Genomic DNA, 23,935 nt, shown 5'->3' with positions numbered 1-23,935 from the left:
TTCAGAAGCCGTCGATGCCGGCGGCTTTCAGGGTGTTGCTCAAAGCCAGTACCTGCGGGTCGCGAAAGAATGCGCTCAGTTGCGCGGCGCGACCCGGGCCGATGCCGGCTTCTGCCTGCCATTGTTCAGTGTCGCGTTGTGCCAGGGCCTGCCATGAATCGGCCAGTTGTGCCTGTCCGGCCGGCGGCATGCCCAGCGCTTTCAACCATTGAGCGAACGGCTGTTGCCGCGCGCCCTGAAAACTGTGGACCAGACGCGCGCTGCTGCGCTCGCCGAGGCCGGCAATGTTAGCAAGCTCTGACGCATCGAGGGTCAGCCAATCCAGCAGGTGTTTCAGACGGCCTGTTTCCAAAAGTTTCTCCCAGGTGCCACGCCCGACATGGTGCATGCCCAGACCCTGCTTGCCGCTCAGCCAGGTCAGACGCGCGAGAAACTGGCTCTCACAGCCGGGCGTCGGTTGCCAGCAGCTCAGGGCGTGGTAGTCGCTGGCATTGGGAACGCTGATGTCCGCGCGTTCGCTGGTGCGCAGCACGACACTGTCGAGACGTGGAATGGTCAGCCCGGCCAGGCTGACCGCGACCTGATCGCCGGGGCGAATGTCGAGGGTCTGCCAGCGCTTGAGCGAGCTGACGCTGACCCGTTTGATCTCGCGGTCATCGAGTCGGACCGGCAGCAGTTCCAGCACCGGCGTGACGCGTCCGGTACGGCCGATCTTGAAGTTGACCTTGCGCACTTCGGCCAATGCCTGAGCGAAAGGGTATTTCCAGGCAACCGCCCAATAAGGTGCCTTGGCCTGCCAGCGTTCGGCGGTTGGCCGTTGGCTCTGGCGCAGCACCACGCCGTCGCTGGCAAAGGGCAGGGGCGAGCGATACCAGTGCTCGCGCCATTTTTGCGCGTCTTCGAATTGGCTGATGGGCTGTGTATAGGGCTCAGTGGCAGCGAACCCCAATGCCTGAAGTTCGGACAATCTTTCCGGCAGCCGCACCGGGCCTTGCGGCCAGTCCCAGACAAACAGGCCGATCCCGGCAGCCTGTTCTGCATCGAGGGATTTGCGTGCCATCAGCCCGGCCACGGTAGCGCGGGCATTGACGCTGCCGGCCTGTGATTGAACATGCGCGTTCAGGCGCCAATACAGTTCACCTTGCACCAACAGATCCCGTGGCTGCGTCAGGCGTTGCGCAATGGCAGCGATCTTTCGCGCGGAGGCTGTCCAGTCCTGGCCATTGATCCCGTCGCCGCGACTGATGGCCTGCTGCAATAACCCATCGCGGTAAATCAGCGTGACGGCCACGCCGTCGACTTTGGGTTGCACCCAGACGTTCTGGCGATCACGCAGCCAGTTGGCGACGTCTTCGGCTTTGTGCAGCTTGTCCAGACCGGTGTGGGCGATGGGGTGCGTGACCGCGCCGGACGCGGTGCGCAAGGGCTGCGGTGATGAGGGCTGGTTGAAGCAGGCTTGCCACTCATTCAGTCGCAGCACGGACTGGTCATAGAGTTCGTCAGTGATCAATGAGCGGCCTTCGCGGTGATAGGCGTCGTCCCATTGGTCGATCCGGTTTTGCAGGGTGGTGATTTCGCGTTGGGCTTGAGGTAGGGGCCAGTCGGGGCAGTTGGCTTGGCTGACGAGGGTGATGATTGCCAGCAGGAAGGCCAGCAACAGGCGCAGTGTGAACAGCATTGTGAGCGTCCTTGCTCGGGGGTGATGCTTGAAGGGTAGGTGAGGATCTGAAGAACGTTGCGCGGCTGTTTTGCGAACTGTTTCGGGGTAGGAGAACTGGTGTTGCCGGGGAGGGCGCCTTCGCGAGCAGGCTCGCTCCCACAGGGATCTAAAGAATGTTTCAGGCATGAAAAAGCCCCGCACGGCGCAAACCGTGCGGGGCTTTCATGCAGCCAGGGTCTTACAGGCCAGCGGCGGAACGCAGGGCGTCGGCGCGGTCGGTTTTTTCCCAGGTGAACGTGGTGAAGCTGTCTTCGCCAACGGTCTTGGTCTGCGGTGCACGGCCGAAGTGGCCGTAGGCTGCGGTTTCCTGGTACATCGGGTGCAGCAGGTCGAGCATGGTGGTGATCGCGTATGGACGCAGGTCGAACACTTCACGCACCAGTTTGATGATCTTGTCATCGCTGATCTTGCCGGTGCCGAAGGTGTTCAGCGAGATCGACGTAGGCTGGGCCACACCGATCGCGTAGGAAACCTGAATCTCGCAACGCTCGGCCAGGCCGGCTGCAACGATGTTCTTGGCCACGTAACGACCAGCGTAGGCAGCCGAACGGTCAACCTTCGATGGATCCTTGCCGGAGAACGCGCCGCCGCCGTGACGGGCCATACCGCCGTAGCTGTCGACGATGATCTTGCGACCGGTCAGACCGCAGTCACCTACCGGGCCGCCAATGATGAACTGGCCGGTCGGGTTGATGTGGAACTGGGTGTCCTTGCTCAGCAGTTCGGCAGGCAGCACGTGCTTGACGATCAGCTCCATCACGCCTTCGCGCAGGTCTTTGTACGACACTTCCGGGTTGTGCTGGGTCGACAGAACCACGGCGTCGATGCCGACAACCTTGCCACCTTCGTAACGGCAGGTCACTTGCGACTTGGCGTCCGGACGCAGCCACGGCAGCAGGCCCGACTTGCGTGCTTCGGCCTGACGCTGCACCAGCTGGTGCGAGAAGGTGATCGGCGCTGGCATCAAAACGTCGGTTTCGTTGCTGGCGTAGCCGAACATCAGGCCCTGGTCGCCAGCGCCCTGATCTTCAGGCTTGGCGCGGTCAACACCCTGGTTGATGTCCGGGGACTGCTTGCCGATGATGTTCATCACGCCGCAGGTCGCGCCGTCGAAGCCGACTTCGGAGCTGGTGTAGCCGATGTCGCAGATCACGTCACGAACGATCTGCTCCAGGTCGACCCAGGCGCTGGTGGTCACTTCACCGGCAACGATGGCCACGCCGGTCTTGACCAGGGTTTCCACGGCCACGCGAGCGTGTTTGTCCTGGGCAATAATGGCGTCCAGCACCGCATCGGAAATCTGGTCGGCGATTTTGTCCGGATGTCCTTCAGACACGGACTCGGAGGTGAAGAGGGAGTATTCGCTCATCTCGATGTTTTCCTGAATTTACCGATGGTGAGTGTCGCCAGCCGGTCGCTGAAAGTGGCGAACCTGGATCTGGAAACCATTACGTAAGCCTACATAGAGGCTTTCCCCGGGAACGAGTCCCGCAGCGGTGGCCCAACGGGCCAGATCGTCCTGTTCAAACCCCAACCAGAGATCACCGCAGGCCTCCCTGGCCCAACTCTGGTTGTGGCTACATAACTCTGTCACGAGCAGGCTACCGCCCGGTTGCAGCAGGTCGGCCATGTGCCTGAGCGCATCGGCCGGGGCGGCGAAATGGTGCAGGACCATGTTCAACACCACGCAATCGGCCGTAAGGCTGGTGCCGTTCAATGCATCGGCCAATTGCAGGCTGACGTTAGCCAGCTGTTCACGTTCGCACACCTGACGCGCCAGTTCGAGCATCGCCGGGCTGTTGTCCAGCGCGGTTACGGTGCCGAAGCGACGGGCCAGTTCCGGCAGAAAAGCACCATCGCCGGGGCCGACTTCAATGGCCGTGGCTGCACCATCGAAGTTCAGTTTGTCGAGCAGGGCCAGCACGCTGTCACGGTACTGCGGCAAGCCTGCGATCAAGTCTTGCTGGGCGCGGAATTTCTCCGCGACCCGGGCGAAAAAGTCCTGGCTCGCCGCGGCACGTTGGCCGTGAACCTGTTCGATGCGCGCTTGCACCTCGTCAGGCAGATCCAGATTGTCGACTTCTTCCAACAATGCCGCGTGCAGCTTGCCGCCGAGCAAATCGCTGTGGGGCAGGGCGCGACGATAGAAAATCGCGTTGCCTTCACGGCGTGTCGCCACCAGATCGGCTTGCGCCAGCACCTTGAGGTGATGGCTCATGCCCGACTGGCCGATGCCGAAAATCTGCGCCAGCTCCAGCACGCCGAACGAATCGTTGGCCAGCGCGCGCAAGACATTCAGCCGCAGCGGATCGCCGCCGGCCTTGCACAGGGCCGCCAGCTCGTCGCAATCGTCATGGCGAATGGAAGGCACGCGTAAGTTCATAGGGCTGGCAGTCTAGAGACGGGGGCAAAGCATCGCAAGGTCAATATCAAAAAGTTTTGATATTGCTCGATAAATGGCACTTCTCGCCGGACGGTAGTCTCTACAAACGAATAGCGGAAAGGTTTCACCAGACGAAACCGGTGCTATCAATTGGAAAAACGCCTGCCGATGACTATCTGTCATTGCCCCGAGGCGCATGGGTGAGGGAAAATGCCCTCCTTTTTTCCGTTTCAGTCTATTCACACCCAGGAGATCAGCGATGCCTAGCCGTCGTGAGCGTGCCAACGCCATTCGTGCCCTCAGCATGGATGCCGTGCAAAAAGCCAACAGCGGCCATCCCGGTGCCCCTATGGGTATGGCAGATATTGCCGAAGTGCTGTGGCGCGACTACCTCAAGCACAACCCGAGCAACCCGTCTTTCGCCGACCGTGACCGCTTCGTGCTGTCCAACGGGCACGGCTCGATGTTGATCTACTCGCTGCTGCACCTGACCGGTTACGACCTGTCGATCGACGACCTCAAGCAGTTCCGTCAACTGCACAGCCGTACTCCAGGCCACCCGGAATTCGGTTACACCCCGGGCGTCGAAACCACCACCGGCCCGCTGGGTCAGGGTCTGGCCAACGCCGTCGGTTTCGCCTTGGCGGAAAAAGTCATGGGCGCGCAGTTCAACCGCCCCGGCCACAACATCGTTGATCACCACACCTACGTGTTCCTCGGTGATGGCTGCATGATGGAAGGCATTTCCCACGAAGTCGCCTCCTTGGCCGGCACGCTGGGCCTGGGCAAGCTGATCGCCTTCTACGATGACAACGGCATCTCCATCGACGGCGAAGTCGAAGGCTGGTTCACCGATGACACGCCGAAGCGTTTCGAAGCCTACAACTGGCAGGTGATCCGCAACGTCGACGGCCACGATCCGGAAGAGATCAAGACCGCCATCGAAACCGCACGCAAGAGCGCTCAACCGACGCTGATCTGCTGCAAGACCACCATCGGTTTCGGCTCGCCGAACAAGCAGGGGAAAGAAGATTGCCACGGCGCGCCACTGGGTGACGCGGAAATCGCCCTGACCCGTCAGGCGCTGAACTGGAACTACGGCCCGTTCGAAATCCCGGCTGAAATCTACGCCGAGTGGGACGCCAAAGAAGCTGGCCGCGCGGTCGAAGCCGAGTGGGATCAGCGTTTCGCCGCCTACTCCGCTGCGTTCCCGACCGAAGCCAACGAACTGATCCGTCGTCTGAGCGGCGAACTGCCGGCCGACTTCTCGGAAAAAGCCTCGGCCTACATCGCCGAAGTCGCGGCCAAGGGCGAAACCATCGCCAGCCGTAAAGCCAGCCAGAACACCCTCAATGCTTTCGGCCCGCTGCTGCCGGAAATGCTCGGCGGTTCGGCTGACCTCGCCGGTTCCAACCTGACCCTGTGGAAAGGCTGCAAAGGCGTCAGCGCCGAAGATGCCAGCGGCAACTACATGTACTACGGCGTGCGCGAATTCGGCATGACCGCGATCATGAACGGCGTGGCCCTGCACGGCGGTCTGGTGCCTTACGGCGCGACCTTCCTGATGTTCATGGAATACGCGCGCAACGCCGTCCGTATGTCGGCACTGATGAAGAAGCGTGTGATCCACGTCTACACCCACGACTCCATCGGTCTGGGCGAAGACGGCCCGACGCACCAGCCGATCGAGCAACTGACCAGCCTGCGCAGCACGCCGAACCTCGACACCTGGCGTCCAGCCGATGCCGTGGAATCGGCAGTGGCCTGGAAAAACGCGCTGGAGCGCAAGGACGGCCCGTCGGCGCTGATCTTCTCGCGGCAGAACCTGCAACACCAGGAACGCGATGCTGGCCAGATCGCCAACATCAGCCGTGGCGGTTATGTGCTCAAGGACTGCGCAGGCGAGCCTGAGCTGATCCTGATCGCTACCGGTTCGGAAGTTGGTCTGGCCGTTCAGGCTTTCGACAAACTGACCGAGCAGGGCCGCAAGGTCCGCGTGGTTTCCATGCCTTGCACCAGCGCGTTCGATGCTCAGGATGCGGAGTACAAGCAGTCGGTTCTGCCGCTGCAAGTCAGCGCACGTATCGCCATCGAAGCGGCCCACGCCGATTTCTGGTTCAAGTACGTGGGTCTGGAAGGTCGCGTGATCGGCATGACCACCTACGGTGAGTCGGCGCCGGCTTCGGCACTGTTCGAAGAGTTCGGTTTTACCCTGGAAAACATCCTGGGTCAGGCTGAAGAGCTGCTGGAAGACTAAGTCTGACAGTTGTGTTGTCCGGGCTGACGCCTTCGCGAGCAGGCTCGCTCCCACGATGGAATGCATTTCCCTGTGGGAGCGAGCCTGCTCGCGAAAGCGATGGCTCAGGCAACATCGCACTGCCTGATACACCACGGTAATCGAGAACCCCATGCCTCAACCGCGTCCCTACAAAGTTGCACTCAACGGCTACGGCCGCATTGGTCGTTGCGTCTTGCGGGCGTTGTTCGAGCGCGGCGCGAAGGCCGGGTTTGAAATTGTCGCGATCAACGATCTGGCCGACATGGCCAGCATCGAATACCTGACACGCTTCGACTCCACCCACGGCCGTTTTCCCGGCGAAGTGCGGGTTGAGGGCGATTGTCTGCATATCAATGGCGACTGCGTGAAGGTCCTGCGCAGTGCCACTCCCGAAGGCATCGATTGGGCGTCGCTGGGCGTCGATCTGGTGCTCGAGTGCTCCGGCGCTTACCACACCCGTGCCGACGGTCAGCGGTTTCTCGACGCCGGCGCGCCACGCGTGCTGTTCTCGCAGCCGATGGCCAGCGAAGCGGATGTCGACGCCACCATCGTCTACGGCGTCAATCAGGACTGCCTGACCGGCGACGAACTGCTGGTGTCCAACGCCTCCTGCACCACCAACTGCGGCGTGCCGCTGCTGCGCCTGCTCGATCAGGCGATCGGTCTGGATTACGTGTCGATCACCACGATCCACTCGGCGATGAACGATCAGCCGGTGATCGACGCCTATCACCATGAAGACCTGCGCCGCACGCGTTCGGCGTTCCAGTCGGTGATCCCGGTGTCCACTGGTCTGGCGCGCGGTATCGAGCGCCTGCTGCCGGAACTTGCCGGACGAATTCAGGCCAAAGCCGTGCGCGTGCCGACAGTCAACGTGTCCTGCCTCGACATCACGATGCAGACCGCCACCGCGACTGACGCCAACGAGGTCAACCGGATCCTGCGCGAAGCCGCCACTAGTGGCCCGCTCAAAGGCCTTCTGGCCTACACCGAGTTGCCGCACGCCAGCTGTGATTTCAACCATGACCCACATTCGGCCATTGTCGATGCCAGTCAGACCCGTGTTTCCGGCCCCAAACTGGTGAACATCCTGGCCTGGTTCGACAACGAGTGGGGTTTTGCCAACCGAATGCTGGACGTTGCAGACCACTATCTGCAAACAGCAACTTCAAAAAAACCGTAGGAAGTGCGACCCATGACCGTGTTGAAGATGTCCGACCTCGATCTGCAAGGTAAGCGCGTATTGATCCGCGAAGACCTCAACGTCCCCGTCAAGGACGGTGTTGTCACCAGCGACGCGCGCATCCTGGCTTCGCTGCCGACCATCAAGCTGGCCCTGGAAAAAGGCGCGGCGGTGATGGTCTGCTCGCACCTGGGCCGTCCGACCGAAGGCGAATTCTCCGCCGAGAACAGCCTGAAACCTGTCGCCGACTACCTGAGCAAAGCGCTCGGCCGTGAAGTGCCGCTGGTGGCTGATTACCTTGGTGGCGTCGAGGTCAAGGCTGGCGATATCGTGCTGTTCGAAAACGTGCGCTTCAACAAGGGCGAGAAAAAGAACACTGACGAGCTGGCTCAGCAATACGCGGCCCTGTGCGACGTGTTCGTGATGGACGCTTTCGGTACCGCTCACCGCGCCGAAGGTTCGACGCATGGTGTGGCCAAGTTCGCCAAAGTCGCTGCCGCCGGCCCGTTGCTGGCCGCTGAACTGGACGCACTGGGCAAAGCCCTGGGCGCGCCGGCCAAGCCAATGGCAGCCATCGTTGCCGGCTCCAAGGTCTCGACCAAACTCGACGTGCTGAACAGCCTGAGCCAGATCTGCGATCAACTGATCGTCGGCGGCGGCATCGCCAACACCTTCCTCGCGGCGGCCGGTCACCCGGTCGGCAAGTCGCTGTACGAACCGGATCTGCTCGACACTGCCCGTGAAATCGCTGCGAAAGTCAGCGTGCCATTGCCGGTTGACGTTGTGGTCGCCAAGGAATTTGCCGAAAGCGCCGAAGCTACCGTCAAGCTGATCGCTGACGTTGCGGCTGACGACATGATTCTCGACATCGGCCCGCAAACCGCAGCCAACTTCGCCGAGTTGCTGAAGTCGTCGAAAACCATTCTGTGGAACGGCCCGGTCGGCGTGTTCGAGTTCGATCAGTTCGGCAGCGGCACCAAAGTGCTCGCCCAGGCCATCTCTGAAAGCTCGGCATTCTCGATTGCTGGCGGCGGCGACACCCTGGCGGCGATCGATAAATATGGCGTGGCTGAGCAAATCTCCTACATTTCCACCGGTGGTGGCGCGTTCCTCGAATTCGTCGAGGGCAAGGTGCTGCCTGCCGTCGAAGTCCTGGAAAGCCGGGCCAAGGCCTGAGGCCGCCCGTTTGGCCAGGCAAAGGAGTGTTCATATGGTCAAGTCGTTAGCGCTGTTGTTGCTGAGCGGTACGCTGGCGGCCTGCGGGAGTAACCCGAAGGCCGACGCGACGCCAGCACCGAGCGAGCCGCAGAAGGGCTGTTATCAGGCCGACTGGCAGGCCGAAACCAACCCGGTGCTGAACAAGCGCTCGGGCCCGGACGGTCTGGACAAATACGAGACGCAAACCCCGGTCAAGGAACATGGTTGTCCTTGACGGGTCTGACTCTTTAACTCAGGGCTGGCGGCGTGTGTCGTCAGTCGAGGAACACGGATGAAAGGCTTGATCGCCGTTGCGGCTTTGGCATTGTTGGGTGGTTGCGCGCAGTTGAACCTGTTTCAGTCGTCGGCCCCGGCAGACGACTGGACGACCTGGACCTGCGACAGTCAGGCCAAGGTGTTGTGGCGTTACGCCGATGCCGGCCAGCAGGAAGTCGACGTTCGCCTCGGTGGCGCAGATCAGGTCTATCGCCTGAAAGAAGAGGCGGGCGCCTCGGGCACGCTGTACAGCGACGGCATGCTGGCGTTTCACGTCAAGGGTGACGAAGGCCTGGTGTACTGGGTCGCCACCAATGACCTGATTGGCCGTGGATGCAAGGCGCAGTAATTGACACACCACAGTTCTAATGTGGGAGCGAGCCTGCTCGCGAAAGCGGTCTGACAGGCACTGCATCTGCGACTGCAAGATTGCTTTCGCGAGCAGGCTCGCTCCCACAGGGGTTCTGTGTAGTTCTCAGGATTTTGCTTTATCGAATCACCAGACCGGGCCTCAACCCCCGATCTGCATTAACTTGAATAGCCGCCGCCGCTCCGGCAGGCTGGCACGATCAACGACCCTCAACCGGGAGAGACACACACAATGGCACTTATCAGCATGCGCCAGATGCTGGACCACGCAGCCGAGTTCGGCTACGGCGTTCCAGCTTTCAACGTCAACAACCTTGAGCAGATGCGCGCCATCATGGAAGCCGCTGACAAGACTGACTCCCCGGTGATCGTCCAGGCTTCGGCCGGCGCCCGCAAATACGCCGGCGCACCATTCCTGCGTCACCTGATCCTCGCCGCGATCGAAGAATTTCCGCACATCCCGGTGTGCATGCACCAGGACCACGGTACCAGCCCTGACGTCTGCCAGCGTTCGATTCAACTGGGCTTCAGCTCGGTGATGATGGACGGCTCGCTGGGCGAAGACGGCAAGACCCCGACCGACTACGACTACAACGTCCGGGTCACCCAACAGACCGTCGCCATGGCCCACGCCTGCGGCGTTTCGGTAGAAGGCGAGCTGGGTTGCCTGGGTTCGCTGGAAACCGGCATGGCCGGTGAAGAAGACGGCATCGGCGCTGAAGGCGTTCTGGATCACAGCCAGATGCTGACCGACCCGGAAGAAGCCGCTGACTTCGTCAAGCGCACCCAGGTCGACGCCCTGGCCATCGCCATCGGCACCAGCCACGGCGCCTACAAGTTCACCAAGCCACCGACCGGTGACGTGCTGGCGATCGATCGCATCAAGGAAATCCACAAGCGCATCCCGAACACCCACCTGGTGATGCACGGTTCGTCCTCCGTGCCACAAGAGTGGCTGGCGATCATCAACCAGTACGGCGGCGACATCAAAGAAACCTACGGCGTACCGGTAGAAGAAATCGTCGAAGGCATCAAGCACGGCGTGCGCAAGGTCAACATCGACACCGACCTGCGCCTGGCCTCCACCGGCGCCATGCGCCGCCTGATGGCCACCAACCCGAGCGAATTCGACCCGCGTAAATTCTTCGGTGCAACCGTGACCGCAATGCGTGACGTGTGTATCGCTCGTTATGAGGCGTTCGGTACTGCCGGCAATGCCTCGAAGATCAAGCCGATCTCCCTGGAAGCGATGTACCAGCGTTATCTGAAGGGTGAGTTGAACGCTAAGGTTAACTGAGCCTGAGCGTTAGACTGCTTTAAAAGAAACCCGCCGTGACAGACTGTGTGAAAACGCACTGATGGTGGTTGCAGCAGACGCCCCGACTTGTTCGGGGCGTTTGCTTTTGTGCTCACAGCAGACGAAAAAAGGCGTTTCAGCCCATCAGCGCCATCATCTGGCGCACGCCCAACACGTTAATTGCTCTTTTCAGGTTGTAGGCGTTCCTTCAAGATCTGATCCTTTATCATTATTTAGCCTATAGCGAATTTGCATAAAAAACTGTCAATGTTGACAGGTGGCTGCGTGCACCCCTTCTTGGTAGTTTATCCATGTAGTAAGCGAAGATATGAAATGGATGAAAATTTTTCTTGGAGAAGCTCATGTCCCATTCAAATATGTTAGGTACTTACAACGCAAACCTTGTCAGTCCTTATAAGCAGTTGGTGATTAGTTGGATGGATGAAGCTAAGGGGAAGTTTACGGGCACGTTTGGTCCGCCTGGCGCGGGTGTAGCCATCGCAGGATATTTTCACTTCAATCACGAAGGAAGACGGACGGATTTAAGTTTCGAAATCGGTGATTTTAAATATCAATTTACACAGCCATACCACAGTGATGGGCCGGATTTTCGTCACTTCCAGGGCGTAGAGTTTAACAATGGTGTTGAAACCGGTTCGTGGCAATTCCGTAATGACACCGGAAGAACAACAAACTCCGGAGCTGGCAATGGTTCGGATAGCATAAGTCAGTCATTAGGTAAGCAATAATCCTAGAAAAGGGGGCAGATTTATCAAATCTGTTCCCTTCTATTAGAACGTAGCGAAATTCGCACTTTCGTGATGTTTTCAATTTCTTCTGTGAAACGCACACTGCCAGTCAATTACACGCGTTAAGCCGCCCCCCTTGCCGACTGCAATTCAGAAGGTGGCGTGGCTTGATCCATAAACTCGCTAAACGTGGTTCAAGCCAAGTCCATTGAACCCGGGGCTTTCATCCAGTCAAGTGTCCTTATCATTTTCATTGAGTCTCAAGTAATAGATCGACCACGGGTACTCTTGTATCCGAGCAATCATTTGAGCTCGCAGCGGGTTGAGTTCAATGCATCGGCCACAGCCTAGCAAATACGTGCCTGTTTCGACGATGCATGATTTATACCGAGTTTCCCACAGAGTCCCGAGCGTCCTTCGAGCGTATTACGGTCACTTGTTTGCTGCATCTAAAACTAAGGTTGTAGGCGGTTTCGACTGGTCGTTGGGGGTGCGGGTTGCGTTCATTACCATGAATTGATTCTTGCCTCCCAAATCAGGTGACTCCAAGTTTCAAGTGTCCGTAGGTGTCTTGAAGTAAAATGATGTGGAGTTTTTGTCTCTATTGAATTTGAATCATCCATTTATGTAGTGTTTGATTGGATTGGGGGTGTATTGGTTCTCGAATAATACTCCGCTGAATTACCATTGGCTTCATCGTGGCTGGAAATTCGAAAGTTTAAAGTCGCATTGGTGAAGTTGCCATTGATGTATTCGCCATTTATTGGATATGACATATAAATCTCCGGGGTGACAATTTTGGTTTTGTTGATTCTTGAAGTTGGATGATATCAGCTGATCTTTTTTAGGAACCTGTCAGGTTTGACAGTCTTTAATATCTTTTTGCGATTATGGATTGCCTTTTATACCGAATTTGATGAGTGCAAATCCGGAGCCGAAAGAGGGCAGATGTATAAAACGAAAAGGAAACCAAAAAAAGGACCGGATTTTATTAAATCCGTCCCCCTCGAAATTTTTTTAGCGTCCGCTTTATTTCACAGGTCGTACTCTTGATCGTTGTGAAATCGTAATTACGATGATCTTATCAATTGATCAATGAAGCGTGGCTGAATGGCCTAATAATTGCCCGCGTTGACCCGCGCCTCTTATGCAATTCAGAACGTTACGCAGCTGATCAATGAACTCTGTGTAAGGCAATGCGGGCTGGAGGGTCCACTCACCGGGGCTGTCAACCTGCCAGTTGTTCCGTGCAGTCTCGTCAGGCCTCAAGGGGGGATAGCTCGACCAAGGGTAATCTTCGCCTGAAACCGAAACCTCCCCCTACGAATCCCTCGACTCCAGAAAGCTGCACGACGCCGCCGAACGTGCGCTCGATCATTACCTGAAACCGAATGGCAGCGGGCAAAAGCCGCGCACCCCCAGTGCGATGTTCCAGATCGTCGGCGATATGGACAACGAGAGCCTGCAGGCCCACGCCTGTGGATCCCTTGCATCGGCGAGCGTCATGACCAGTGACATTGCCGCGCATGTCGAGAGCCCGCAGCGCCATACGATTCTGGCGATTGCGCAGATCATCATGCTGGCGGAGCAGGCGGTGAACCGGGTGCTGGATAACGTCGAAGTGGCACAGACTGCGGCGCACAGCTGAACTTGCCGGACTGAGCCTGCTGGCGATCGCAGTGGCTCAGTCGGCAAGCAGGCTGAATATCATCAGTCATGGCGAGCGGGCACACTCCCGTAAAAAGTGTGCTCGCGCAGTTCGACCCCAATCACTCGTCAGGTTGAAGAGCCGGACGGACCCGGCTGCGGCAGGTTCTGGGTTAGCCCCAGTCGATTGACGCGATTGGCCACCGTTGGAATTGTCATCCTGAATTCGCCTTGGGCGTTGACGTACTTCATCCAGGATTGAGCATGGATATTGTTATCGAGTGCAAACTTGACGGTGGCGTATCGGTTCCGGTTTTCCGATTGCAGAGAAAGCTGGTGCCAGTCGCGAAAGTGCTGGTCCGTGATCTTCGTGTATTTCCCCTCAGGGCCTTTTAGCAGTTTTATAGCCCGAATAGTACCTGGGACGGTCAGCTCGCCTTTTTTTGTCACGTACTTGCTCCACATCAACGGGTGAAGGCGGTGAGCATTGGCGAACGCCTCCGCGGCCTCCCTGGTGGGTTGATTCATGGAAAGCCATATTTGAAAAAGCTCGTCCGTAAGCCTCTCGTATTGTCCGGGCCTGAGCATCGAGTAGCCGAGCGTATTGATTTCTCCAGTGTTTTTTCTCACGAATTTGTTCCAGCTCTGTGCCGGAATGTTGCGCTCGTTGAAAAAGGGTACGGGGTCGAGAGTATGTAAGGGATTTGCGGATTGAGCATTGGCAGTGATTCTTGCATCCCATTCCCTGAGCGCCTTGACGATCCGGCTATCGGCCTTGGGTGCGCCTCCAGGTAGCCGATTCAACGTATCGAGTGTCCAGAGCTGATTGGTCATCCTGCGTAGCCGAAAAGAGGTGAGCGCTCCGCTCGGTGTCAGCACTGGGGCAACCAATCCATTGGGATCGTAGAGATTGAATGAGTTCTGAATGCGGAATACCTGCTCTTCACCTTTTGCACCGGTGCTGCGTACCAGCAGGGTATTGGATGGGGTGCGATAGATGCCCGAACCTTCGGCCAGAGACGAACCGGCCGGGATCCCGCCCGCGACTGCCAGGCGGGAGCTTTCCTGGAGAAAGGCTTTTTGATAACCCGTCAGGTCCGACAATGTTGTACTTTTGGCCGGCCTGATCAGCAACTGCAGCGGTTTGATGCCGATACCCGTGGCGCGAGCAACGCCGGTGAGCTGAGTGGTGGCCGTTGCGACTTCGATCAATGTTCGATTTGCCGCCCCGCGGCGGACAATCAGCCCGGCGACGTTTTGTCCCAGGCTACGCAGGGCTTGGACGCTGCTGCGACCGACTGCGCCAAGCCATTTCATCGCGGATGAAGCCATCGGTCCGCTCCAGGGCAAAGCGCCCAGTACCGTGGTCACCACCTCGATGCCAAACATCACTTGGTTGAACCGGGACTGGTCAAGCAATTCTTCATTGGTCACGCTTTCAGCGTTTGTCCTGGCTCGCAGGTGAAGATAGTTTTGCCGATAAAGCCCGGCAAACACATCGCCTGTACAAGCGACGAGGCGGTGATTGAGCAGGCGGATTTTGGGCGGTAATCGTGCCTGGAGCCAGGTTTGCCAGGCGCCACGCATCAGTCGGGGCAAGCCGGTTTCGCTGGAGAGTTCGCGCAGGTCCATGCCATCAGGCGCGCTCGGGGTATACAGCACTCGCATGTCGGTGTTGGCCGCGGACAGAACCAGCACGCCGTTCACGCTTTGCCCGCCGCGGCCATCCGGGGCATTACCGGTGGGGTTGAACACCAGAGCGTTGGCGATCACCGCCTGGCCATCGACCAGGGGGCGTTTCTGTGGATCCGGCGAAGACAGAACGGCTGACAGCCAGGCGGCGGCAGTCTTTTGCGTATTGTCGCTGGGCAACACCTTGCTGTATGCGTCGGGGCTCAACCGTGCGGACAAGGCCGCGTAGCCGAGTGTCGCTGCCTGAGTCGCGATCCAGGCTTTCTGCAAGGCCTGGCCTTCGGTGGTGGTGGCCTGCGGAGCGAGGTGTTTATCGAGCACATCCTGCGCATAGCGGTGACCGATGTTCAGCTCCTTGACCCATTGTTCAAGGCGTTGTTTGTCCACAGTCACTGCTTTTCCACTGGTATCACGCAGCCAGAGGCCCTTGGATGTGGTCAGTGTGGCTTCCAGCAGGTGTTCTTCACTCCAGGAAAGACTCCGCTGCCAGGGCTGGTTATTTTTCAGCAGCAGATTGGTCAGACTCATGCGTGTGCTCGCGACGCTTTCATGCACCGATGCAAATCCCGATTGCGTGCCGGCTCCGACGCGGGTTCGGGTAGTGCGGATCACCATCGTCTGATCCGGATCGATGCCCTCTGCAGGATAGGCAGCGCGGACCCGCTCATCTGCGCCCTTTTCTGCGAGGAAGGCACGAATCTTGAGCAATACCTGTGCCTTGGCATATTCGGCGATGGTCGGCACAAGCGCCTTCCATTGCTGGCTCAGTTGCAGCTGTTTTTCCTCTGCGTCCCGGGCCAGATCCTGCAGCGCCGTACGATCGGCCTGACTGAGGCGCTTTTCCCAGTCCGCCTGCCAGTGATCCAGCAAGAGGCGGTTACGCGCCATGAACGCTCCGGCCATATCCAGCAGTTCGAGCATCTGCGGGCGGGCGTTGCCTTCGCGGTCCGACTCGCTATGGGCCAGACCCATGAGGGTATCGATGTCGGACTGCTGTTTGTCCAGTAGCGTCTGGATGCCGTCGGCAACAAAGTCGTCCTCTATCGGCGCAAAGGTAGAGCGCAGATCACTGCCCCACAGGCCGCTTTTCATGTGCTGCACCGCCAGCGGCAAGCCGCTGGCAAATAATTTCCCGACTTCGTCGCCGGCATTGATGCGCGCTACGAGCCTGTCACGTAATGCTTGCAGGTTCGGCAGCTCTTCAAAGCCTTGCTGCGGCGTATACAGCACGACAAGGCTGGCGCCACTGCTGCCACTCAGGCCCTGCGTGCTCAGGCTCTTGTGGCCATAGGGCCAATGCGGCAAAACCGGGCTGGAGCCGTCGTTCGAGGTCAGGACGAAACTGCCGGCCAGACGCGCGCCGTCGGCGCTGGCGGTATTCACTGTCACTCGATAGATACCGGGGCGCGCGCCAGGCTTGAAGTGCGCCTCCCGGCGAGCCTGGGTCGGAAAACCCAGGGCGCGGTCGATCAGCAGTCTGGCCTGGGGGCTCAACGTCTGGTCGGCTGAGCGCAGGCAAGCCTGAACGTTCAGCGCCTGGCGGTACAGGTCGATCAAGCGCGCCTGTGGGCACGCCAGCTCTGCCGCTAACGGCGTTTGCCAGTAGTCGCGGACCTGCTCGGTCAAACGGGCTTGCAGAGCGTCAGCCAATTCCGTCAGCGAACCGTTTTGCGCAATTTGCTCAGCTTCGTCGCAGACGGTGGAGCTACTGAATACGCCCTCGCTGACAGGGTCCGCCTCCGCTTGCGGCCCTGCTTCGCCATCCTCGGCTGGCGCCTTGGCGTTTTCCCAAAGCAATAAAGCGCGCAACGCCTCGAGCAAGGGACGCGACGACTCGAACTGACGAAGACCGTCCGCGCCGGTGCGATAGCGGGTCACATACAACGTGCCCGGTTCGATATCGGCAGGCAGCTTTGCAAAGGTCTCGTTGAGCAGGGAGGACAGCGCCTTTTGCAGGCAAGGATGTTTCTGCTCGTCAAGGACATCGCTAATCTGTTGGTTGATGGCGTTCCACTGCTGAATCAGGCGTGTCTGCTGCTCAGCGTCGGGCCAAGTGTGGGCCAGAGCGGTGACTTTGGTCGGCTCGGCGCGTTCGGGCAATCGTGCGATCAAGTCAGGACTGCCTTTGAGTGGTAGCGCCAACGCGGTCTGTAACTGCTTGGCCAAGGCGCCGAAGTTGGCAGGAGAACCGCTTAAAGCGTGATCGATTTCGACATCCTGGTGCTGCCGTCGCTTTTTCAGGCAGGCATTGAATACATCGCCGGTAAGCGCGGTGTAGCGCAAACGCTGCCCCTGCTTCATTTCTTCGCTGGCGCGGGCTCGGTCATTGACTGCTACGTTGTGGAGCAGCAACGTTTTCTCTGGATCAGCTACCAGACGGCGCCGCAGAAAATTCTCCATGGCGTTGAAGTGCTCGAAGACTTCGACGCCGAATTGCGGGGTGTACAGCACTGTCGGACGAGTCCCATGCAATCGCTCGGTGATGATGAAGCAGCCGCTCAGCAGTGCCGACCATTCGGGCTCGTCACTGGAGTGGAGAGTAATGCTGACCACCTGCGCGGGCGTGGCGGTTCGCGTGGTCTCGTGGAGTACGAGGTTTTCGATCAGTTGCCTGCCTTCGGTCATCACCTGCAGGTGCGTCCGGATGTTGTCGGCTGTCGTTTGCAGCGACTTGTCACCAGGCTTTTTCTGCAGTGCCTGCTCAGCCTGGATAAGTTGTTGCCGGGCATCATGCAGTTTGAGATCCGCTTCGAGCCTGAACATCACACGTTGCTTTTGGCTCACGGCCTCAAGGACTGTCAGGGCGCCAGTGGTGGCATGGGGCGAAGCCCAGAAAACATCGAGCGCCCGCCAGTACAGCAAAGGACTGTCTTCTTGCAGATCGCGGATCAGGGTATTGACGGCTGCGACTTGCAGGACAGTGATCTCGTTATCGCGGCCCGTATCGTACGCATGTGGGTAAAAGCCCACGGCCTTGTCGACCAGGCCGGTTGGCGGCTCTTTCTCGAGGGCGGTAGGTATTTTCCGACTGACAATAGCTTCGTGAAGGGCCTGTGTCAGGTTGCGTGTTCGCGTCAGACGGCCCACTCGCGCAGCGCCATCTGAAGCACCGGGCGAGGGCGTGTCATACACATATTCGTTGAGAAAAACCGCGTCAGGGTCCGGCGGGCTTTCAGGTACGAGCGCCGCCAGACCCTCGCGCAAGTGAGCGGCCATTACCGTAGCAAGAGTTGGCTGCGCATCCAGAAGATGCTCGATGGCGAGGGTGCAGGGCGCCAACTGACGCAGCGCGTCTTCGGCAGAATCGGGAGGGGAAGAGTTCATCACCCAGGTTCCTTCTAGGTTGGTTGCGGTGCAGCCACCACCACTACGGGCGGCGCCGCACACGAATCGATTGTTCGATTCGCCCTAACCTAAAGACTCCCGGGAACTGACCCGACATACCTGACTACTACATTGCGCCTGTTGCTGTTGCTGCTTGTTTCGGCAGATTTCTCCCGGAACCGTCGCTTGCTCGCGTCATTTGTTGTGATCAATATCCAGCTTCGAAAACATCACCTGTCCACCCTCACTCGTATATCCGGTGTTGTCCTGCACATAGACCCCGGCCTTGAAATACAACGGCTTGTCGCGCCAGGTCGCGCTGATCTGTGAATCCCACTGATACCCCGCCGCGCTTACGCCCAGTGCGCCGCCCGGACTCAAGTGGATGAGGTAGTTGAATTCGCGATCGAGCTTGATGCCGGTGGCGAGGGTAATGACGCGGCTTTCGGCGTCGTCCGGGCGCATGCGCACCTTGATCACCAGATTGCCGGTCTGGGTTTTTTCCTTGTACTGATATTCGAGCTTGACCATCGGCCGCTGGCTCTCGTACGCGTGGATCTGGCCGATGACGATCTTGCCCGAGCTGGGTACCTTGTTCACGGTGAGCGTCGCACGCAGCAGGTTGTCAGCGTCCGGGTAATACCAGTTGCGCAGGGTGCCGTTGCTGTAGGTTTCGCGCAGCTCAGTGCGCGGATACACGGCGTTTTCGGTTTTTGACCCGGTAACCGGGGACCAGAAAAACAAGGTCCCGGTATCGGAATGGAAGTATTGATCCTTGAAGCCGTTCACCAGTTTTTCGGTTTCGACGGTGTACGGCGGGCTGCCAACGGGAACGCTGAGGTTCCAGGTTGCGAGATCGATCATGTCGGTTCTTCCACTCGATTCATCCTGAACGCGGGTACCAGAAGCTCTAGCCCGCGCCTTTTCGGGCGTCTTTATAAGCGTAGCGGCAATTTTTGTTAATGCCCGCCCGGCGATTACTTGACGTCAAAGTCCTGTCGAAATGCCATCCCGCCCGGTTTTCGGGGGCTGTGGCGGTGACCGTTAGTCGGCTCGACGGAACATTGGCCAAATGATGGCGTGGCGGCTGCTTCTGCTTTGCGGCATCCGCGACTAGAGTGAAGGCTCAGTACGTCTATGGTTTTGCCGGCAACCGGTCCCGATAAGAGAAGCAGCATGGAATGCGCGCAACCCCAGCCAGGTGAAGGCAGCTCGGTCCTTTTGATCGTCGATGATTACCCCGAAAACCTGATCAGCATGCGCGCGTTGCTGCAGCGTCAGGATTGGCACGTGATGACCGCCGCCTCCGGTTTCGAGGCGCTCAACCTTTTGCTCGAACACGACATCGACCTGGTCCTGCTTGATGTGCAGATGCCCGGCATGGACGGTTTCGAAGTCGCACGGCTGATGCGCGGCAGTCAGCGCACGCGCCTGACGCCGATCATTTTCCTTACTGCCAACGAGCAATCCCAGGACGCCGTGATCAAAGGCTATGCCAGCGGCGCGGTGGATTACCTGTTCAAACCGTTCGATCCGCAAATCCTCAAGCCCAAGGTCCAGGCGTTGCTCGAGCACCAGCGCAATCGCCGTGCCCTGCAACGCCTCAGCCATGATCTGGAAGTGGCGCGCGCCTTCAATGCCTCGGTGCTGGATAACGCCGCCGAAGGCATTCTGGTGTTGAGCGAGGACGGCGTGATTCGCTTTGCCAACCCGGCGATTTCGCGGCTGCTCAACGCGCCGGTCAAGGAGCTTGAGGGCAAGGAGTTTCTCGACTTCCTGCAGAAGCCGCATATTCCGCTGTGGGCCGATTCCGAGTTTTACGCCGGCTACCAGCGCGGCGAAACCCTGCGTCTGCACGATGCGTTGCTGCGCACGGCGCCCGGGCAGCAGGTGCCGGTGGCGTTGTCCTGTGCGCCGCTGTCCTCGGAGCAGCACGCGATGGTGGTGACTGTGCTGGACATGTCGGTGGTGCGTCATTTGCACCAGCAACTGGAGTTTCAGGCGGTCACCGATCCGCTGACCGGCCTGCTCAACCGGCGGGGTTTCTACCAGACCGTGGAAAACCTGCTGCTGCGCGGCGAACGCAGTGACAGCAGCTGGGTGCTGCTTTATCTCGATCTCGACGGCTTCAAACGGGTCAATGATTCCCTCGGCCACGATGCCGGCGATCGCGTGTTGCGCTGGGTTTCCGAGCAGTTGAAGGCGTGTCTGCGGCCGTTCGATATTCTCGCGCGCATGGGCGGCGATGAATTCACCGCGCTGCTGGATCTGGAATTTCCCGAGCAAGCGGCGAAGATTGCCGAGAAGCTCATCGAGCGGGTGTCGGTCTGTCAGCAGATCGAAGGTCTGGATATTGTCCTTGGCGCCAGTATCGGCATCGCCACCTATCCCGACTGTGGCCGCAACCTCGACGGCTTGCTGCGCGCCTCGGACATTGCCATGTACGAAGCCAAGCGTGCCGGGCGTCAGCAATATCGCTTCTATGACCCCGAAATGAATGGCCGCGCACGCTCGCGCCTGATGCTGGAAGACAGCGTGCGCGAGGCCATCGAAAACCGCGATTTCAATCTGGTGTATCAGCCGCAGGTGGCGATCGCCAGCGGGCAGATTCGTGGTTTCGAAGCGTTGCTGCGCTGGCAGCATCCGAGCGTTGGCGATGTGCCGCCGGGGTTGTTTCTGCCGTTGCTGGAAGAGGCACGCTTGATCAGTCGCCTCGGCAGCTGGATCTATCATCGCGGCGCCGGCCAGCGCAAAGCCTGGGAAGCGCTGTTCGCCGAAGATCTGGTGCTCGGGGTGAGCCTGAGCAACACCCAGTTCGGCTTGCCGAATCTGGTCACCGAACTGCGTCAGGTCATGGAGCGCCATGCGTTGCAGCCGCAGCAATTGGAGGTCGAAGTCACCGAAGAAGCGTTGATGCAAAACCCGGACGAGACCCGCAAGCAACTGCGGTTGCTGCGTCATCTCGGGGTGCGCGTGGCGCTGGATGATTTCGGTTCCGGATCATGCTCGCTGGCGCATCTGCGTGATCTGGAGCTGGACACGCTGAAGCTCGACCGCCACCTCATCGCGCGCCTGCCAGACTCGCCGCGTGATGCTGCGCTGGTGCGCATGGTCATCGACCTGTGCAAGCAATACGGCCTGCTGGTGATCGCCGAGGGGGTGGAAACCGTCGAGCAATACCGGTGGCTGCAAGCCCATGGCTGCGAGTACGTGCAAGGTTTCCTGGTGGCGCGACCCTTGGTCGCCGAGGACGCGGTCCGCTTTGCCGAGCCGTTCGACTGGAGCGCGCTGGCCGGTTGAATTCGCTACACTGGCGCACCTTTTTCCGCGCCGTGCTGCCCGTCCATGACTGTCTTGAAGTACCTCCAGGCCTATCCCGAGCGTTTGCAGGATCAGGTGCGCCAACTGATCGCCGAAGGGCGGCTGGGTGATTACCTCGACCAACGCTATTCGGGACGCCATGACGTGCAGAGCGACAAGGCGTTGTACAGCTACGCGCTGGATCTGAAACAGCAATACATGCGCAACGCGCCGGCCATCGACAAGGTGCTGTTCGACAACCGCCTCGACCTGACCCACCGCGCCCTCGGTCTGCACACTACGGTCTCGCGGGTGCAGGGCGGCAAGCTCAAGGCCAACAAGGAAATCCGCATCGCCTCGCTGTTCAAGGACGCCGCGCCGGACTTTCTGAAGATGATCGTGGTGCACGAGCTGGCGCACTTCAAGGAATCGGATCACAACAAGGCGTTCTATAAATTGTGCGAGCACATGCTGCCGGGGTATCACCAGATCGAGTTCGATCTGCGCGTGTACCTGACGTGGCGGGATATGCAGGCTTAACCAATCAGGAAGGTGTGGATGGACGTAAGCAAGACCAAAAGCAGTTTCTACCGCCGATTGTATGTGGCCTATCTGATCGACAGTGGCCTGGCGCCCAGCGTGCCGGCGCTGACCGAAGTCACCGGCATGCCTCGGCGCACGGCGCAGGACACGATTGCCGCGCTGGCCGATCTGGATATCGTTTGTGAATTCGAGCAGGAAGAGGGGGCGCGCAATCATGCCGGGCGCTATCGGATTCGCGAGTGGGGGGCGATTGATCGCGGGTGGATCGAACGCAATTTGCGGCAGATCAAGGCTGTTCTTGAGTATCCCTGAAAAAACCCCTCACCCCAGCCCTCTCCCAGAGGGAGAGGGAGCCGATCGGGGGAAATTGTAGAATTTCACCGAAGTGAGCGAATGCTGTTGAATCCATAATCGACACTGTTTTTCAGGTCGCCGCATGGCCCAAGACACCAAGGTCAGTCCCCTCTCCCTCTGGGAGAGGGTTAGGGTGAGGGGCTGTTCAGGCGCGACGCATCCCGATGTGAGGAATGCCATCCTCCAGATATTCCTCACCCGCCACTTCAAACCCGTATCTGCCGTAATACCCCTGCAAATGCGCCTGCGCCGACAGATAAATCGGCACTTGCGGCCAATGCTTCTCGGCCTGTTTCAACGCCTGTTCCATCATCGCGTGACCCAGTCCCTTGCCACGCCCGGCAGGGGCGGTAATCACCCGGCCAATCACCACGTCGCCGCCTTGGGATTCCGGATCGAGCAGGCGCAGGTAAGCCATCAACTGATCGTTTTCCCAGCCCATCAGATGGTAGGTATCGCCTTCCAGATCCTGACCGTCGAGGTCCGGATAGGCGCATTTCTGTTCGACCACGAATACGTCCGAGCGCAGCTTCAATAGCGCGTACAACTGTTCTTTGCCCAAGTCGCTGTGATGTTTGCAGATCCACTCGATTGTCATTTTTCGATTCCTTGAACACGTCGCCCGATACTAAGCGCACTGGCTCCGTATGTCTGTATGGCGCAACAGTCTGTGATAAAGGTCAAAATGCCATCATTCCTTTCTCGCGGCGCCCGCGACTTTGTGTAATCTGCTCAAGAGCACTGTGCACTGGTTCCCATGAGCTAATGTTCAATGCTTGGGTTTTGCCGGTAAGGGGCCTTGGATTTTGACGTGAAACCACGTCGGGCGGATGCCCGCTGAGGATGTTCAAGCATGCTGCGATTGCTTCAAGCTTGCGCTTTGATCGGACTGCTGTTGCTCGGCCAGGATGCTGCAGCGCAGAAGCTGCGGCTGGTGTTCGATAACTGGCCGCCGTTTACCGACGACGCGCTGCTCAACGGTGGCCTGGCCACCGACATTGTCAGCACCGCACTGGCTCGCGCCGGTTATGCCAGCGGTTACGAGCAAGTGCCGTGGGCGCGGGCGTTGCTGGGGGTTGGCGAGGGACGTTACGACGTGCTGGTCAATGCCTGGTACAACGACGAGCGCACGCAGATCGGTCAGTTTTCCGGCGAGTACCTGATCAACCGCATTCGCTTCCTCAAGCGCAAAGACGCACCCATCGACTACAACAATCTTGAGCAACTGCATACCTATCCGATTGCGGTGGTGCGCGGGTATGCCTATTCCGCACCGTTCGATGCCGACACGGCAATGCAGAAAGTCCCTGTGCACAACTTCGCCATGGGCGTGCGCATGCTCTCGGCCGACCGGGTCAAGCTGACCCTGGAAGACGAGTACGTGGCGAAGTATTACCTGGCGCGGGAATCGGCCAAGGTGCGCAATTCCGTGGAATTCTTGCCCAAGCCTTTAAGTGAAAACAGCTTGCACATATTGGTCAGCCTGAAGAATCCGCAGCATGAGCAGATTGTCGCCGGGTTTGATCGAGCGATTGCAGCGATGAAGGCTGACGGCACCTATGAGAAGTTGTTGCGGCGGCATGGAATGTAGTGGGGGAGCTGCAAGCTGCAAGCTGCAAGCTA

Annotated in this window: 17 protein-coding genes and 1 pseudogene; 12 read left to right on the top strand and 6 right to left on the bottom strand. The window is 59.1% G+C overall.

Annotated features, from left to right (window positions below):
• Nucleotide 1: 1 nt before the first annotated feature.
• From ligB to GXB78_RS12520, 3 genes are all read right to left on the bottom strand, one after another.
• Nucleotides 2–1,678, bottom strand: a complete 1,677-nt coding sequence (gene ligB, locus GXB78_RS12530; RefSeq protein WP_329515608.1) for an NAD-dependent DNA ligase LigB — start codon at nucleotides 1,676–1,678, stop codon at nucleotides 2–4.
• A gap of 220 nt (nucleotides 1,679–1,898) precedes the next feature.
• Entirely contained in the window at nucleotides 1,899–3,089 is a 1,191-nt protein-coding gene (gene metK / locus GXB78_RS12525) for a methionine adenosyltransferase (RefSeq protein WP_024014624.1), read from the bottom strand.
• A gap of 18 nt (nucleotides 3,090–3,107) precedes the next feature.
• Entirely contained in the window at nucleotides 3,108–4,103 is a 996-nt protein-coding gene (locus GXB78_RS12520) for an ArsR/SmtB family transcription factor (protein ID WP_329515607.1), read from the bottom strand.
• A gap of 259 nt (nucleotides 4,104–4,362) precedes the next feature.
• Between GXB78_RS12520 and tkt the strand changes: the two genes are divergently transcribed.
• From tkt to GXB78_RS12480, 8 genes and pseudogenes are all read left to right on the top strand, one after another.
• Complete coding sequence (gene tkt / locus GXB78_RS12515; RefSeq protein WP_150743450.1) at nucleotides 4,363–6,360, top strand: transketolase; 1,998 nt, start codon at nucleotides 4,363–4,365, stop codon at nucleotides 6,358–6,360.
• A gap of 151 nt (nucleotides 6,361–6,511) precedes the next feature.
• On the top strand, nucleotides 6,512–7,564 hold the full coding sequence (gene epd, locus GXB78_RS12510) for an erythrose-4-phosphate dehydrogenase (RefSeq protein ID WP_042606605.1): 1,053 nt from the start codon (nucleotides 6,512–6,514) through the stop codon (nucleotides 7,562–7,564).
• Nucleotides 7,565–7,576: 12 nt separating this feature from the next.
• Nucleotides 7,577–8,740, top strand: a complete 1,164-nt coding sequence (locus tag GXB78_RS12505; protein ID WP_329515606.1) for a phosphoglycerate kinase — start codon at nucleotides 7,577–7,579, stop codon at nucleotides 8,738–8,740.
• Between the two features lie 34 nt (nucleotides 8,741–8,774).
• A complete protein-coding gene (locus tag GXB78_RS12500; RefSeq protein ID WP_064365345.1) occupies nucleotides 8,775–8,996 on the top strand; it encodes a hypothetical protein in 222 nt (73 codons plus the stop codon).
• Between the two features lie 57 nt (nucleotides 8,997–9,053).
• Nucleotides 9,054–9,386, top strand: a complete 333-nt coding sequence (locus GXB78_RS12495; RefSeq protein WP_329515605.1) for an MliC family protein — start codon at nucleotides 9,054–9,056, stop codon at nucleotides 9,384–9,386.
• A 252-nt stretch (nucleotides 9,387–9,638) separates the two neighbouring features.
• Entirely contained in the window at nucleotides 9,639–10,703 is a 1,065-nt protein-coding gene (gene fba / locus GXB78_RS12490; protein WP_008081027.1) for a class II fructose-bisphosphate aldolase, read from the top strand.
• A gap of 362 nt (nucleotides 10,704–11,065) precedes the next feature.
• On the top strand, nucleotides 11,066–11,452 hold the full coding sequence (locus GXB78_RS12485) for a hypothetical protein (RefSeq protein WP_329515604.1): 387 nt from the start codon (nucleotides 11,066–11,068) through the stop codon (nucleotides 11,450–11,452).
• A 1,300-nt stretch (nucleotides 11,453–12,752) separates the two neighbouring features.
• Nucleotides 12,753–13,100, top strand: a pseudogene (locus GXB78_RS12480) (DUF6124 family protein); the annotation flags it as partial.
• A 128-nt stretch (nucleotides 13,101–13,228) separates the two neighbouring features.
• Here GXB78_RS12480 and GXB78_RS12475 read toward each other — a convergent pair.
• Nucleotides 13,229–18,115, bottom strand: coding sequence for a hypothetical protein (locus GXB78_RS12475; protein ID WP_329515603.1), 4,887 nt, complete (start codon nucleotides 18,113–18,115; stop codon nucleotides 13,229–13,231).
• Nucleotides 18,116–18,310: 195 nt separating this feature from the next.
• Nucleotides 18,311–18,979 carry a polysaccharide lyase family 7 protein gene (locus GXB78_RS12470; RefSeq protein WP_329515602.1) on the bottom strand — a complete coding sequence of 223 codons (669 nt, stop codon included), beginning with the start codon at nucleotides 18,977–18,979 and terminating at the stop codon, nucleotides 18,311–18,313.
• 312 nt (nucleotides 18,980–19,291) lie between these two features.
• Between GXB78_RS12470 and GXB78_RS12465 the strand changes: the two genes are divergently transcribed.
• The 3 genes from GXB78_RS12465 to GXB78_RS12455 are packed head-to-tail and all read left to right on the top strand — an operon-like array spanning nucleotide 19,292 to nucleotide 22,270.
• A complete protein-coding gene (locus tag GXB78_RS12465; protein ID WP_329515601.1) occupies nucleotides 19,292–21,415 on the top strand; it encodes a putative bifunctional diguanylate cyclase/phosphodiesterase in 2,124 nt (707 codons plus the stop codon).
• 45 nt (nucleotides 21,416–21,460) lie between these two features.
• Nucleotides 21,461–21,955 carry a M48 metallopeptidase family protein gene (locus GXB78_RS12460; protein WP_186549295.1) on the top strand — a complete coding sequence of 165 codons (495 nt, stop codon included), beginning with the start codon at nucleotides 21,461–21,463 and terminating at the stop codon, nucleotides 21,953–21,955.
• Nucleotides 21,956–21,973: 18 nt separating this feature from the next.
• Nucleotides 21,974–22,270 (top strand): winged helix-turn-helix domain-containing protein, encoded by a 297-nt coding sequence (locus GXB78_RS12455; protein WP_003229005.1) that lies wholly within the window; start codon nucleotides 21,974–21,976, stop codon nucleotides 22,268–22,270.
• Nucleotides 22,271–22,457: 187 nt separating this feature from the next.
• Here GXB78_RS12455 and GXB78_RS12450 read toward each other — a convergent pair whose 3' ends face one another.
• Entirely contained in the window at nucleotides 22,458–22,910 is a 453-nt protein-coding gene (locus tag GXB78_RS12450) for a GNAT family N-acetyltransferase (RefSeq protein WP_329515600.1), read from the bottom strand.
• A gap of 255 nt (nucleotides 22,911–23,165) precedes the next feature.
• On the opposite strand from GXB78_RS12450, the gene GXB78_RS12445 reads away from it, so the two are divergent.
• Nucleotides 23,166–23,903 carry a substrate-binding periplasmic protein gene (locus tag GXB78_RS12445; protein ID WP_329515599.1) on the top strand — a complete coding sequence of 246 codons (738 nt, stop codon included), beginning with the start codon at nucleotides 23,166–23,168 and terminating at the stop codon, nucleotides 23,901–23,903.
• Nucleotides 23,904–23,935: the final 32 nt, after the last annotated feature.

The organism is Pseudomonas moraviensis subsp. stanleyae (genome assembly GCF_036283065.1).
Classification (GTDB): Bacteria; Pseudomonadota; Gammaproteobacteria; order Pseudomonadales; family Pseudomonadaceae; genus Aquipseudomonas; species Aquipseudomonas stanleyae.
The sequence above is the reverse complement of the archived record's forward strand: the minus strand, read 5'-3'. Positions and strand labels throughout refer to the sequence as shown.

Coding starts and splice junctions, on each gene's coding strand:
- GXB78_RS12475 (WP_329515603.1), bottom strand. CDS start 18,115: ATGAACTCTTCCCCTCCCGATTCTGCCGAAGACGCGCTGCGTCAGTTG.
- ligB (WP_329515608.1), bottom strand. CDS start 1,678: ATGCTGTTCACACTGCGCCTGTTGCTGGCCTTCCTGCTGGCAATCATC.
- GXB78_RS12520 (WP_329515607.1), bottom strand. CDS start 4,103: ATGAACTTACGCGTGCCTTCCATTCGCCATGACGATTGCGACGAGCTG.
- GXB78_RS12460 (WP_186549295.1), top strand. CDS start 21,461: ATGACTGTCTTGAAGTACCTCCAGGCCTATCCCGAGCGTTTGCAGGAT.
- GXB78_RS12445 (WP_329515599.1), top strand. CDS start 23,166: ATGCTGCGATTGCTTCAAGCTTGCGCTTTGATCGGACTGCTGTTGCTC.
- fba (WP_008081027.1), top strand. CDS start 9,639: ATGGCACTTATCAGCATGCGCCAGATGCTGGACCACGCAGCCGAGTTC.
- GXB78_RS12470 (WP_329515602.1), bottom strand. CDS start 18,979: ATGATCGATCTCGCAACCTGGAACCTCAGCGTTCCCGTTGGCAGCCCG.
- GXB78_RS12500 (WP_064365345.1), top strand. CDS start 8,775: ATGGTCAAGTCGTTAGCGCTGTTGTTGCTGAGCGGTACGCTGGCGGCC.
- GXB78_RS12465 (WP_329515601.1), top strand. CDS start 19,292: ATGGAATGCGCGCAACCCCAGCCAGGTGAAGGCAGCTCGGTCCTTTTG.
- tkt (WP_150743450.1), top strand. CDS start 4,363: ATGCCTAGCCGTCGTGAGCGTGCCAACGCCATTCGTGCCCTCAGCATG.
- metK (WP_024014624.1), bottom strand. CDS start 3,089: ATGAGCGAATACTCCCTCTTCACCTCCGAGTCCGTGTCTGAAGGACAT.
- GXB78_RS12455 (WP_003229005.1), top strand. CDS start 21,974: ATGGACGTAAGCAAGACCAAAAGCAGTTTCTACCGCCGATTGTATGTG.
- GXB78_RS12485 (WP_329515604.1), top strand. CDS start 11,066: ATGTCCCATTCAAATATGTTAGGTACTTACAACGCAAACCTTGTCAGT.
- GXB78_RS12495 (WP_329515605.1), top strand. CDS start 9,054: ATGAAAGGCTTGATCGCCGTTGCGGCTTTGGCATTGTTGGGTGGTTGC.
- GXB78_RS12505 (WP_329515606.1), top strand. CDS start 7,577: ATGACCGTGTTGAAGATGTCCGACCTCGATCTGCAAGGTAAGCGCGTA.
- GXB78_RS12450 (WP_329515600.1), bottom strand. CDS start 22,910: ATGACAATCGAGTGGATCTGCAAACATCACAGCGACTTGGGCAAAGAA.
- epd (WP_042606605.1), top strand. CDS start 6,512: ATGCCTCAACCGCGTCCCTACAAAGTTGCACTCAACGGCTACGGCCGC.